Annotated in this window: 13 protein-coding genes and 1 pseudogene; 9 read left to right on the top strand and 5 right to left on the bottom strand. The window is 71.0% G+C overall.

Annotation, left to right across the window (positions count from 1 at the left end; genetic code table 11):
• From I0C86_RS33420 to I0C86_RS33410, 3 genes are all read left to right on the top strand, one after another.
• Positions 1-508 (top strand): AAA family ATPase (locus tag I0C86_RS33420; protein WP_196205299.1); only part of this gene is annotated, 508 nt, incomplete at its 5' end.
• Entirely contained in the window at positions 508-1,128 is a 621-nt protein-coding gene (locus tag I0C86_RS33415; RefSeq protein ID WP_196205298.1) for an HAD-IA family hydrolase, read from the top strand. The genes I0C86_RS33420 and I0C86_RS33415, both read left to right, overlap by 1 nt.
• 67 nt (positions 1,129-1,195) lie before the next feature.
• Positions 1,196-1,645 carry a protease inhibitor I42 family protein gene (locus I0C86_RS33410; RefSeq protein ID WP_196205297.1) on the top strand — a complete coding sequence of 150 codons (450 nt, stop codon included), beginning with the start codon at positions 1,196-1,198 and terminating at the stop codon, positions 1,643-1,645.
• Between the two features lie 26 nt (positions 1,646-1,671).
• On the opposite strand, the gene I0C86_RS33405 is transcribed toward I0C86_RS33410, so the two are convergent.
• The 4 genes from I0C86_RS33405 to I0C86_RS33390 form a co-directional block, all read right to left on the bottom strand.
• On the bottom strand, positions 1,672-1,956 hold the full coding sequence (locus I0C86_RS33405; RefSeq protein WP_196205296.1) for a hypothetical protein: 285 nt from the start codon (positions 1,954-1,956) through the stop codon (positions 1,672-1,674).
• Positions 1,957-2,061: 105 nt separating this feature from the next.
• Positions 2,062-2,217: a hypothetical protein gene (locus tag I0C86_RS33400; RefSeq protein ID WP_196205295.1), complete on the bottom strand. Its 156-nt coding sequence runs from the start codon at positions 2,215-2,217 to the stop codon at positions 2,062-2,064.
• Positions 2,218-2,425: 208 nt separating this feature from the next.
• A complete protein-coding gene (locus I0C86_RS33395; protein ID WP_196205294.1) occupies positions 2,426-2,944 on the bottom strand; it encodes a DinB family protein in 519 nt (172 codons plus the stop codon).
• Between the two features lie 78 nt (positions 2,945-3,022).
• Complete coding sequence (locus tag I0C86_RS33390; RefSeq protein WP_196205293.1) at positions 3,023-3,637, bottom strand: TetR/AcrR family transcriptional regulator; 615 nt, start codon at positions 3,635-3,637, stop codon at positions 3,023-3,025.
• A gap of 79 nt (positions 3,638-3,716) precedes the next feature.
• Between I0C86_RS33390 and I0C86_RS33385 the strand changes: the two genes are divergently transcribed.
• Positions 3,717-5,609, top strand: a complete 1,893-nt coding sequence (locus I0C86_RS33385) for an ABC transporter ATP-binding protein (RefSeq protein ID WP_196205292.1) — start codon at positions 3,717-3,719, stop codon at positions 5,607-5,609.
• Between the two features lie 69 nt (positions 5,610-5,678).
• On the opposite strand, the gene I0C86_RS33380 is transcribed toward I0C86_RS33385, so the two are convergent.
• Positions 5,679-7,418: an alkaline phosphatase D family protein gene (locus tag I0C86_RS33380; protein WP_196205291.1), complete on the bottom strand. Its 1,740-nt coding sequence runs from the start codon at positions 7,416-7,418 to the stop codon at positions 5,679-5,681.
• 168 nt (positions 7,419-7,586) lie between these two features.
• On the opposite strand from I0C86_RS33380, the gene ftsY reads away from it, so the two are divergent.
• From ftsY to I0C86_RS33355, 5 genes and pseudogenes are all read left to right on the top strand, one after another.
• Positions 7,587-8,777 (top strand): signal recognition particle-docking protein FtsY, encoded by a 1,191-nt coding sequence (ftsY, locus tag I0C86_RS33375; RefSeq protein WP_407676380.1) that lies wholly within the window; start codon positions 7,587-7,589, stop codon positions 8,775-8,777.
• An 18-nt stretch (positions 8,778-8,795) separates the two neighbouring features.
• The gene (locus tag I0C86_RS33370; protein ID WP_377421677.1) at positions 8,796-9,653 is read left to right on the top strand and encodes an aminoglycoside phosphotransferase family protein; all 858 of its coding nucleotides are present in this window, start codon (positions 8,796-8,798) and stop codon (positions 9,651-9,653) included.
• Positions 9,654-9,883: 230 nt separating this feature from the next.
• Positions 9,884-11,284 carry an ammonium transporter gene (locus I0C86_RS33365; RefSeq protein ID WP_196205289.1) on the top strand — a complete coding sequence of 467 codons (1,401 nt, stop codon included), beginning with the start codon at positions 9,884-9,886 and terminating at the stop codon, positions 11,282-11,284.
• 25 nt (positions 11,285-11,309) lie between these two features.
• On the top strand, positions 11,310-11,648 hold the full coding sequence (locus I0C86_RS33360) for a P-II family nitrogen regulator (RefSeq protein ID WP_196205300.1): 339 nt from the start codon (positions 11,310-11,312) through the stop codon (positions 11,646-11,648).
• 14 nt (positions 11,649-11,662) lie between these two features.
• Positions 11,663-12,583 (top strand): annotated as a pseudogene (locus I0C86_RS33355) (hypothetical protein); the annotation flags it as partial.

Genomic DNA, 12,583 nt, shown 5'->3' with positions numbered 1-12,583 from the left:
CCGCAAGGACCTGCTCACCGTCGTCAAGGACGTGGACGACCGGATCCTGGAGGTCTTCGCCAGCGCGTACGCCGACACCGCCCGGGAGTTCGAGCAGGTCTTCACCGTGCTCTTCCCCGGCGGCGAGGGGCGGTTGGTGCTGACCGACCCGGAGGACATGCTCACCACCGGCGTCGAGGTCGAGGCCCGGCCACCGGGCAAGAAGATCAAGCGGCTGTCGCTGCTCTCCGGCGGCGAGCGGTCGCTGACCGCCGTCGCCATGCTGGTCGCGATCTTCCGGGCCCGGCCCAGCCCGTTCTACATCATGGACGAGGTGGAGGCGGCGCTCGACGACGTCAACCTCGGCCGCCTGATCACCCTGATGGCCCAGTTGCGGGAGAAGAGCCAGTTGATCGTCGTCACCCACCAGAAGCGCACCATGGAGGTGGCCGACGCCCTGTACGGCGTCACCATGCGCAGCGGCGTCACCCAGGTGATCAGCCAGCGCCTCAGCAACGAGGAGGACTGATGCCCCGGGAGCGCCCGACCGCCCTGCTGGTGGACCTGGACGGGGTCCTGCGGCGGTGGGATCCCGAGAACGCCGCCCGGGTGGAACGCCGGTACGACCTGCCGGCGGGCGTGCTGTTGGAGATCGCGATGCAGTGGGCGCTGCTGCGTCCGGCGGTCACCGGGCAGCTCACCCACGCCGACTGGATGGGCGCGGTGGTGGACGCGCTCACCGGACCGGGCCGGGACCGGGAGCAGATGCGGGCGGCGGTCGAGGAGTGGCAGGCGGACCGGGGGTCGGTGGACCCGGACGTACTGGCGTTCGTCCGGGATGCGCGGGCTGCTGGCGTACGGGTCGGACTGGCCACCAACGCCACCGACCTGCTCGACGCCGACCTGGCGCTGCTGGGCCTGACCGAGGAGGTCGACGTCGTGGTCAACTCCTCGACGCTGGGCGTGCACAAGCCGGCGAAGGAGTACTTCCAGCAGGCCTGTCTGGCCGTCGGCGCCCCGCCGGCCCAGGTGCTGTTCGTCGACGACGAGGACCGTTCGATCCGTGGTGCCCGGGTCGCCGGGCTCTCGGCGTACCGGTGGACCGGGCCGGACGACCTGCGCTACCTGCGGGCGGCGCTGGCCATCTGACCGGCGGCCGACGACCGGGACCGGCGAGGAGCCCGGTGCGGCCCCCGCCACGGTATCGTCGTCGGCCGTGGCCTCTCCCAGACGGATCGTGCTCATCGGTGCCGTGCTCGTGGTGGTGTTGATCGCCGTCGTGGCGGTCGCCGGTCCGGCGGTACGGCGGCACCTCCGGTACGGCACCGTCCTGGACCGGCAGACCACAAGCGCCACTGTGGACCTGGGGGACCGGTTCTCGGTGCGGGTGCCGGACCGGGGAGCGTCCGTCGGCGACGACTGGACCGCTTCGGCCGACCCCGCCGACCGGGTGGTGCTGGTCGGGGAAGAGCGGGTGTCGGGCAGCCTTCTCGACCGGTTGTTCGGTCCGGCGAACGGTGGTGGCGGCGGCTCCCGTTACTTCCGGTTCGACGCCGAACGCGCCGGCCAGGTGACGATCACCGTGACGAACTGCTTCCAGGGCTGCCGAAACGATCGCACCAGGGCGGCGTCGGAGACGGTCACCTGGACGGTGACGGTCTCCTGAGGCGCCGGTAACGGTCCTCCTGCGGCTCAGTCCGGCGTGCCGGCCCGAGCCTTGCGGCGGGCCGCCACGACCAGGGCCACGTTCTCCAGCCAGCGGGCCACCGCCTCGTCGTACTCCGGACCTTGCGCCGGGTTCGAGTTCACCGCCTCCAGCCAGGTCGCGGCGAGCGCGGTCTGCTCCGGCGTCGGCAGCGGCTCCGGGAGGGTGACCGCGTACCCGGTACCGCCCCGCCGGACCACCTCGGCCAGGAACGTCAGGGAGCGGGGGCGGGTGCCGAGCCGGTCGGCCGCGAGTGCCCCGGCGACCGTCACCTCCCCGGCCGGCGGCCCGCCCGCAACCCGGCGGCCAGCGCGGCCGGAACGTCGATGGCCCGCAGCGCGTCCTCGTCCATCCTCGGGTAGGTCATTGCGTCCTCCTCACCCGGGCAGCCGGACGTTGGTCAGCTCGGTCGGTACGCCGTTGCCGATCGAGTCGAGACGGCCGTGGACGAAGTCGTCCTCGTTGACCCAGACCGTGTAGCCCCACGGGTTGTAGACCTGCAACCGGTCGCCCTCGTGGCCGATGACCATCATCTGGTGTCCACCTGGACCATCTCCGGCGCCCTCCCCTCGGGTCGCCCAGCACACTATCGCCCGGCTGGCCACGGTGCGGCCCCCCGCGCGCGGAGGGCCGCCACCCGTCTGCGCTCGTGCTCCGGGGCGGCGCGGCGGCTCGGGGCCGGCCGGCCCGGAGACCCGACGCGGCCGCCGGTAGGTGGAGGTTCCATCGATGGCCGGGACGTCACTCGCCGGTCGTACCGTCGATCCGTTCGCGGATCAGGTCGGCGTGGCCGTTGTGCCGGGCGTACTCCTCGATCATGTGCAGGTAGACCCAGCGCAGGCTGATGTCCCGGCCCTTCGTCCCGACGAACGTCTCGTCCAGCGACCGGCCGGCGACCGTCTGCCGGACCAGTTCGATCTCCTCGTGGAAGATGGCGAGATCGGCTTCCGGGTCGGCGGCGGCGACGTCCTCGAAGTCGCGGTCCCGCTGCTCCTGCGTGTAATAGAGGTACGGCAGGTCCAGGCCGGCGAACTGCTGCCGGAACCACCACCGTTCGTTCTCGGCCGAGTGCCGGACCAGGCCGAGCAGCGTCATGTTCGACGGTTCGACGCTGGCTGTCCGGAGTTGCTCGGCGGTGAGCCCCGTGCACTTGCTCAGCAGGGTCTGCCGGTGGAAGTCGAGCCAGGCGTCGAGCATGCTGCGTTCGTCGGCCACCACGGGCGCGCGGTCACGGTCGACCTCGGGAGCGATCCACGTCATCGGGTCATGATTCCATGATCACGTGGAGGGATCACCAAGATTCTTGTTGATCTGTGGTCAGCGGCTAACCATAACTCTTCAAGGATCTTGAACGGGTCGCTCGGCGAGCCGGCCAGGGCTGGCGGCGACGACCTTGCGGAGGCTGCGCAGGCACAGGTCGAGCGCCCGGTGCTTGGAGACGGAGTGTTCCCGGGTGTGCTGCCATGCCGCGTAGAGCAGCGACCAGAGCACCTGCTGGACCCAGATCGGATCGAGGGTCGAATCGAGGGTGCCCTCGGCGTGGCCGCGTTCGACGAGCCGGGTCAGCGCCTTGTCCGCCTCGCTGCACTCCTCCCAGGTCTGGGTGTCGACCAGTTCGGGCTGGGAGAAGACGCACATCAGGATGTCGCCGAGTTCGAAGAGCTCCTGACAGAGCCGTTCCAGGGCGGCCGGTGCGGGACCATGGTCGAGCTGGGACCGTACAGCTGCGGCGTCGATCCGGGCAAGCACGTCCGCGCTGAGCGCGGTCAGCAGTTCCGCGCGCTCGGGAAAGTAGCGGTGCAGGGTGGTGCGCCCCACCCCGGCGGCGTCGGCGACGTCGGCCAGGGAGGCGGCGCTGTGCTGCGACAGGACGGTGATCGCGGCGTCGAGGATCGCCCGCCGGGTACGGGCCCGGGCCCGGCTCTCGACGTCGACGCTGTCCCTTACCGCCATGCCGGCCAGTCTAGACAACATCGGACCATCCTGAAATATTTGTTGTCCCTAATGGAACATCTGTGCTCCACTAGGGGGCATGTCTGTAGCGAAAGAGGTTGGTACTGATCAACTTCCCTGGGGGAGGCTACGGATCCTCTGGTCCTTCGCCCGACCGCACACCGGCAAGCTGATCCTCGGCCTGTTCCTGGCCCTCCTCGGGTCGGCGGCCGGGCTGGCCTCGCCGATGGTCACCAAGTGGGTGCTCGACTCGCTCGGCGGATCGGCGTCGCTGTCGGGGCCGATAACGGCGCTGGCCGTACTGCTCGTGCTCGGCAGCGCCATCTGGCTGTGGCAGTGGATCCTGCTCGGCACGCTGGGGCAGCGAATCGTGCTGGACGCGCGCGAGTCGATCATCCGGCGCCTGTTCCGGGCCACCGTGCCGGAGGTGGCCCGTCGACCGACCGGCGAACTCGTCGCCCGGGTCACCTCGGACACCGTGCTGCTGCACCAGGCCGCCTCGTCGAGCATCATCGGCCTGATCAACGGTACGGTCATGATGGTCGGCACGCTGGTCCTGATGGGCGTGCTCGATCTGGTGCTGCTCGGCACCACCGTCGGCGCGGTGATCGTGGTCGCCCTGATGTTCGCCGTACTCATGCCGTCGATCGCCAAGGCGTACGAGCGGTCCCAGGAGCATCTCGGCCGACTCGGTGGGGTGCTGGAGGGCGGGCTGCGGGCGATCCGGACGGTGAAGGCGAGCCGCGCCGAGCACCGGCAGTCCGAGCGGATCGTCGCCGAGGCGCGCCAGGTGGCGAGGTTCAACGTCCACGCGGCCCGGCGCGAGGCGATGGCCTGGACCATCGTCTGGTCGGGCATCCAGCTCGCCATCATCCTGATCCTCGGCATCGGCGCCTGGCGGGTCGGCGAGGGAGAGCTGGAGGTGTCCAGCCTGATCGCCTTCCTGCTGTACGCGTTCGGCCTGATGGGGCCGATCACCGACGTCAGCCAGAACGTGACCGCACTCCAGTCGGGCCTCGCGGCGGCGGTCCGGATCGGCCAGGTCGCCGACATCGACGTCGAGGCGCCGGACACCGGGGCGGCGGTACGCGTCGACGGGCGCCGGCCCGGGGCCGACCCGACCGACGGAGGCCAGCCACGTCCCGGGCCGGTGCTCGAACTGCGGGGCGTCTCCGCGCGGTACGGGCCGGACGCCGCACCGGCGGTCAGCGGAATCGACCTGACCATTCCGAGGCGTGGCCACACCGCGATCGTCGGCCCCTCCGGTGCGGGCAAGACGACGCTCTTCTCGCTCATCCTGCGCTTCCTCGAACCGCAGGAGGGAGAGATCAGGCTCGACGGCCGCCCCTACCGCGAGCACACGCACGGCGAGATCCGGCAGCGGCTCGCGTACGTCGAGCAGGAGAGCCCGGTGGTGCCGGGCACGATCGGGGAGAACCTCCTGTTCACCTATCCGGACGCGACCGAGGAGGAGATACGGGACGTGCTGGCGCAGGTCCGGCTCACCTCGAAGATCGACGCGCTGCCCGAGGGGCTGGACACCCCGCTCACCTCGTCGTCGGTCTCCGGTGGCGAACGGCAACGGATCGCGCTGGCCAGGGCCATCCTGCGTACCCCGGACGTGCTGCTACTCGACGAAGCGACCGCGCAGATCGACGGGCTCACCGAGGCGGCGATCCACGAGGTGATCCGGGACCGGGCGGCCCGTGGGGCGGTCGTCACCGTCGCGCACCGGCTCTCCACCGTGATCGACGCGGACACCATCGTGGTGATGGAGGCCGGGCGCGTCAGGGCGCGGGGCAGTCACGAGGAGCTGCTGGCCGCCGACGATCTCTACCGGCGACTCGTCGAGGCCCTGCGGATCACCGGTGCCAGCAATGCCGAGGGCTCCTCTGATGCCGAGGGGTCGCCTGATGCCGACGGGGCGCCGCAGGCCGCGCGAACGGTGGTGGCCGGCACCGCCACCCGGTGAGGCCTGCGCGCGTCATTCCTCAGCGGCCGCGTCATTCCTCAGCGGCCGCGTCATTCCTCAGCGGCCGCGTCATCCGGTGAGGCTGCGGCGGGCGACGGTGTGCAGGGTGCCCTCCGCAGAGGTGCCCTCGATGATCACCTCGGCCGACCGGCCGTCGTGCCGCAGGGTGCTCACCGCGTTGCCGAAGTAGGGCCCGTCGAGGCGGCGCCACCGTACCGGCGGCCGGCGTACCCCGGCGGCCCGGGCCAGCGCCCGGGTCGCCACCGCCGGGCCGCGCCACCAGCCGAGCCGCAGCAGCGGGCGCATCGGGGCCGGTATCTGGTTGTGGATCGGCGAGCAGGTGAGCTGGTGCACCGGAGTGGCGACCTCGGTGGCGAAGCGGGCCCGGGCGACATAGGAGTGGTGTACGTCGCCGGAGAGCACGCTGATCGACGCCGGCGGCGGGTACGCCGGACCGGTGCCGACCCGGTCGCCGGGCTTTCCCGGGGTGCCGGTGCCGAGCCGGGCGAAGACCTCGGCCAGCGCGTCGAACGACCGGCGGAACGCGGCCCAGTGCTCCAGGTCGAGTGCCCGGCGCAGCCGCTCGGAGTACTCGGCCACCCGGGGGCGGTCCGAGTCGGCCAGCCGCTCGTTCCAGGACTCCAGGTGGTGGATGCCGGGCGGAAGGAGCCAGGGCAGCGACGACCCGACCACCAGATGGTCGTACTCGCCGTGTACCTGGTCGGTGAACCAGGACCACTCGGTCGGCGGCAGCATGGCCCGGTGGGTCTTGTCCAGCACCCGGCTGCACCGGTTGTCCAGCACCACCAGTCGGGTCCGGCCGACGTCCAGGGAGTAGCTCCACTGGTACCGCCCGGCCACCGCCGCGTCGGCGGGTGCCGTTCCGGCGCCCAGCGCGGCGTCGTATCCGATGGCTTCGGCGTCGACCCGCTGGCCGAACTCCTGGAGTACCGAGGTCGCGTCCTCGGCCGCCTGCACCTTGGCGTAGACCGGGTCCGCCGCGATCTCGTCCGGCTCCAGGTTGCCCAGGTGCTGGTAGACCCAGTACGAGGCCAGCCCGCTGGCGATCCGCTCCGGCCACCAGGGCTGGGCGTGCACCTCCGCCCGCCACGGGGTCGAGGTGTTCCAGTCGTCGATGATCTCGTGGTCGTCGAAGATCATCACGCTCGGCACGGTGGAGAACAACCAGCGGATCTCCGGATCCCGCCACGACTCCAGGTACAGCTTGGTGTACTCGTCGAAGCTGACCACCTGGTCCGCCGGGGCACCGACGGTCCGGCGCCGCCGCCGCCGGAGCAGCTTGCGGACCGTCGGCGAGGTCTGGTCCGCGTAGACCTGGTCGCCGAGCAGCACCATCAGGTCCGGCCACTCCGGGTCGGTGCCGTCCGGGCCGGCACGGTACGCGGCCATCAACCGCCGGGCGTACGCGTCGAGCGCGTCCGGCGGCAACTTCCGGGCGGTGGCGTGCTGGGTTGTCTCCCGACAGGAGCCGAAGATCAGCCGGGCGTCGGAGTCGTCCTCGCGGCGGGTATGGATCATGCTCGGCGGGAACGTCGACTCCGGCTCCGGCCACACCTGCTCGTCATCGAGGAAAACCTGGTAGGGAGTCGCCCTGCCCGGCGTCAGCCCCTCCACCACGACCAGCGCGTAGTGGTGGTCGAAGGCGGTGAAGGTGGTCGCCTCGCCGGCGGCACCGTCCGACGTACCGACCCGGACCAGAGCCGGCCCGCTGGTCTCGACCCAGACGGTGGCCCTGGACCCGACCACCCGGCGCAGGACCGGGCCGATCAGTAACCGGGCGGTGGGCATGGCACGACCTCCAGGGCGGGTGAGGTTGGTGGAGGAATCCTCCTACTCCGGCTGGCCGTGGCGCTACCCGGGGCTTCGCGACGAGCGTACTCGGACGGTTCTGCCGCTACAGGTGCGGCGGCTGCGCCAGGCCGCCCGGCGTCTGACAGGATCGGCCGTATGGACAACATCGTCGTCATGGCGGTCGTGGCTGCCGTGCTGCTGCTGCTCCTGGTGGGCCTGACGGTCGGGGCGGTGGTGACCCGGCGAGGTCGCCGGCCGGCGCCGCCACTGCCGCCCATCCCGCCAGCGCCGCCGGTACCGCCCGTGCCGACGTCACCACCACCGACCGACCTGGTGGCCCCGCCCGCCCAGGCCCCGACGGCACCGCCGGTGCAGCTGCCGCCGGTCGAGGTGCCGCCGGTCGAGCGGCCGGAGCCGACCGCCGGACGACTCGTCCGGTTGCGTGCCCGGTTGTCCCGATCGCAGAACGTGTTCGGCAAGAGCCTGCTGAGCCTGCTCTCCCGTGACCATCTCGACGAGGAGGTCTGGGAGGAGATCGAGGACAGCCTGATCGGCGCCGACGTCGGGGTGGAGGCCACCCGGGTGATCGTCGACCGGCTGCGGGAGCGCACGGCCGTGCTCGGCACCCGCAGCGCGAGCGAGCTGCGCGGGCTGCTCGCCGAGGAACTGGTGAGCGCGCTGGATCCGACCCTGGACCGCAGCCTGCGGGCCACCCGGCCCGGCAACACCCCGGCCGTGCTGCTGATGGTCGGAGTGAACGGCGCGGGTAAGACCACCACCTGCGGCAAGGTCGCCCGGGTGCTCGTCGCCGACGGCCGTACCGTGCTGCTGGGCGCCGCCGACACGTTCCGGGCCGCCGCCGCCGAACAGCTCACCACCTGGGCCAGCCGGGTCGGTGCCGAGGTGGTTCGCGGCCGGGAGGGCGCGGACCCGGCGAGTGTCGCCTTCGACGCGGTCCAGCGGGGGATCGAGGCGTCCGTCGACACGGTCCTGATCGACACCGCCGGCCGGTTGCAGAACAAGGTCGGCCTGATGGACGAGCTCGGCAAGATCAAGCGAGTGGTGTCCCGGCACGGGCCGGTGGACGAGACCCTGCTCGTACTCGACGCGACGACCGGACAGAACGGTCTGGAGCAGGCCCGGGTATTCACCGAGGTGGTGGACGTCACCGGAGTGGTCCTGACCAAGCTCGACGGCACCGCGAAGGGCGGCATCGTGATCGCGGTGCAACGCAAGCTCGGCATCCCGGTCAAGCTGGTCGGGCTGGGCGAGGGTCCGGACGATCTGGCGCCCTTCGATCCCGCGCAGTTCGTCGACGCGCTACTCGGCACCGAGCCGCTTGGCATCGACGCGTAATCTCGGGGGACTCTGCACATGCGCCCCGGTCCCCCCGGGGCGCGACCGCGCCAACCGATCCGGCGCCGCTCCTCAGGAGAGACGTACGTGACTTCGCAGGAGATCCCGCTGCACGGCGGGAACGTCAGCACCGTTGTACGGGTGGGTGACACCGTCCGCCGCAACGCGGGCCCGTGGACGCCCTCCGTGCACGCCCTGCTACGCCACCTTGAGTACGTCGGCTTCACCGGCTCGCCCCGGGCGCTCGGGATGGACTCGCGTAACCGCGAGGTGCTGTCGTACCTGGAAGGGGAGTGCGGCGAGTACCCGCTCGCCCCGCACTGGGTCACCGACGAGGCGCTGGTCACGGTCGCCACGATGCTGCGGATGTTCCACGACGCGCAGTACGGCTTCCAGCCGCCGCCCGGGGCGGTGTGGCGGTCGTTCGGGCCGCCGCCGCCGGACACCGAGGTGATCTGCCACCACGACGCCGCCCCGCACAACGTGATCTGGCGCCCCGACGGCACCCTCGCACTGATCGACTTCGACCTCGCGTCGCCCGGTGCCCGGATCTACGACGTGGCGTACGCGGCCTGGACCTGGGTGCCGCTCTTCTCCGACCGCGACTCCTACACCCTGGGCTGGCAACGGCCCAACCGGCCGCGCCGGCTGCGGCTGTTCGCCGACGCGTACGGGCTGATTCCCCGGGACCGGCACCGGCTGGTGCGGACCATCCGGAAGCGGATCGTGGACCACGTGGAGGGGATCCGTAGGATGGCTGCCGCCGGTGATCCCGCCTTCGTCCGGATCGTGCACAAGGGGCACCTTCGGCGCCCGATGCGCGATCTTCGGTTGCTCGACTACGAGCGGCACACCCTCGAATACGCGCTACGGTAGGCGCGCGTCGCTTTCCGTTCATTCACGGCGAGCTATTCGGCTGATATGCCCCCGTCCGTTCCATCGATAGTGCGGACTTCTTCACACGTTGGAAACAACCTGTCATGTGGCGGAAACCACGTGGGCACCACGGGTGAAACAGCGAGCCACGAAGCTTCCGCGCAACCGGCGTACGGGCGATGCTGCCTCGGTAAGCCGGGAAGGAGGGTTACCAACTTTAGGAGGCCAGCGTGCCTGAAGCACCGACCGTCCACGCCGGCAACACCGTATGGCTGCTGGTGTCGACGGCGCTCGTGTTGCTCATGACGCCCGGTCTGGCGCTGTTCTACGGCGGCCTGAACCGGTCCAAGGGCGTGCTCAACATGATGATGATGAGCTTCTCCGCCATCGGGCTCATCTCTGTTCTGTGGTGGTTCTACGGCTTCAGCGTCGCGTTCGGTACGGACGTGAACGGATTCTGGGGCAATATCTCGCAGTACCTCGGCACCAAGACGTTCCTCGCCGAGACGGACCTGTGGGCTGCGACCGCCGAGAACCCCAGCGGCACCGGCATCCCGCTCTACGTCTTCATGGCGTTCCAGATGGTCTTCGCGGTGATCACCGTCGCGCTGATCAGCGGCGCCATCTCCGACCGGGCCAAGTTCGCCGGCTGGCTGCTCTTCGCGTTCGGCTGGGCCACCCTGGTCTACTTCCCGGTCGCGCACTGGGTGTGGGGCGGCGGGTTCATCGGCGCTAAAATCCACGCACTCGACTTCGCCGGTGGTACCGCCGTGCACATCAACGCGGGTGCCGCCGCGCTCGGTGTCGTACTGGTGCTCGGCAAGCGGCTCGGCTGGCCCAAGGAGGTCATGAAGCCGCACAACATCCCCCTGGTGGCGCTCGGTGCCGGCCTGCTGTGGTTCGGCTGGTTCGGCTTCAACGCCGGCTCGGAGCTCACCGTCGACTCGGTGGCCGGTCTGGCCTTCATCAACACCCAGCTCGCCACCGCCGCCGCGGTGCTCGGCTGGATCATCGTCGAGTGGATCAGGGGCGGCCGGCCGACCCTGGTCGGTGCCTCCTCCGGAGCCATCGCCGGCCTGGTGGCGATCACCCCGGCGTGTGGCTTCATCGCACCCTGGGCCGCGGTGCTCCTCGGCCTGGTCGCCGGTGCGGTCTGTGCCGTCGCCGTCGGCCTGAAGTACAAGCTCGGCTACGACGACTCGCTCGACGTGGTCGGCGTGCACTTCGTCGGCGGCTGGATCGGCTCCCTGTGGCTCGGCCTGTTCGCCACCAACAGCGTCAACGGTGCGATCAGCGACGTGGTGGGCGCCTCCGACGGCCTCTTCTACGGCGGCGGCGCGACCCAGCTCGGACGGCAGGCCCTGGCCGGCCTGATCGTCACCGCCTGGTCCTTCGGGATCGCCTGGCTGCTGGCCTTCGCGATCGAGAAGACCATCGGGTTCCGGGTGAGCGGCGAGGCCGAGGTCGACAGCATCGACCTGGCGGAGCACGCGGAGAGCGGCTACGACCTCTCCACGGCCTCCGGCAGCGGCGGTGGCGGCGCGTTCGCCATGGCCGGGATCGGTACGCCGAACAGCAGCACCACGGCGGACGAGCCCGCCAGTCCGGTCAGCGAAAAGGTCGCCGGTTAACGTTACTGCGATGGAGGGGTTGGACATGAAGCTGGTGACCGCGGTCATCAAGCCGTACCAGCTGGACGCGGTGAAGGAGGCGCTGCACGCCCTCGGCGTGGCCGGCCTGACCGTCAGCGAGGTCCAGGGGTACGGACGGCAGAAGGGACACACGGAGGTGTACCGGGGCGCCGAGTACACCGTCGAGTTCCTGCCGAAGATCCGGGTAGAGGTGCTGACCGACGAGATCGACGTCGACAAGGTCGTCGACGCCGTCGTCACCGCCGCCCGCACGGGCAAGATCGGTGACGGGAAAGTGTGGGTGACCGGGGTCGAGGACGTGATCCGGGTCCGTACCGGCGAACGCGGCCTCGACGCTCTCTAGGAGAGACCATCACGATGAGCAGGGGACCCGCGCCGTTGACCACCGGTCAGGCCGACCCGAGGCCCCTGCCCATCGCGGGTATCGGCGCCGCCGCACGTGAACAACGGGCGGCGGCGCTCGACACCTGGTTGGCCGGACTGCTGGCAACCGGCCTGCGCGAAACCGGCATCGGACGCGGTACCGGCACCGGAGGCGGTACTGGCACCGGAGGCGGAGGCGGACGCGGTACCGGGCCCGGATCGGACGGTACCGGCCGGACAGCCGTCGACGGGGTCGCCCTGATCGCGGTCGGCGGTCTCGGCCGCCGGCAGTGCGCGCCCTGCGGCGACCTCGACCTGGTCCTGGTACACAACGGGATGCCCGGCATGGACGAGTTGGCGGCGGCCCTCTGGTACCCGATCTGGGACGCCCGGCTCGGGCTGGACCACTCGGTGCGGACCATTCCCGAGGCGCTCTCCGTGGCACACGACGACGTCAAGGTCGCGCTCGGACTGCTGGACGCCCGGCACCTGGCCGGCGACCGGGAGATCGCCGCCCAGCTCATCGCCGCCGCCGCGGACCAGTGGCGGCGTACCGCCGTCCGGGCGCTGCCGGCGCTGCGGGAGGTCACCGCCTCCCGCTGGCAGGCGCACGGCGAACTGGCCTTCCTGCTCGAAGGAGACCTCAAGGAGGCCGCCGGCGGACTGCGCGACGTCGGCCTGCTCCGGGCCATCGCCTTCGCCGGGATCAGCGACACCCTCCGTCCGGCGGTCCGGGCCGCCCACCTACGACTGCTGGACACCCGGGACGCACTGCACGAATCGGTCGGCCGGCGGGTGGACCGGCTGCTCGCCCAGGAACGTGGGGCCGTCGCCGCGTCGCTCGGGCTGGACGACGGCGACGCGCTGCTGCGCCGGGTCGCCGGTGACGCCCGTACCATCAGCCACGCCCTGGAC

The organism is Plantactinospora alkalitolerans, assembly GCF_015690345.1.
GTDB classification, from domain to species: Bacteria; Actinomycetota; Actinomycetes; order Mycobacteriales; family Micromonosporaceae; genus Plantactinospora; species Plantactinospora alkalitolerans.
Note: the sequence above shows the minus strand (reverse complement) of the source record. Positions and strands in the feature narration are given on the sequence as shown.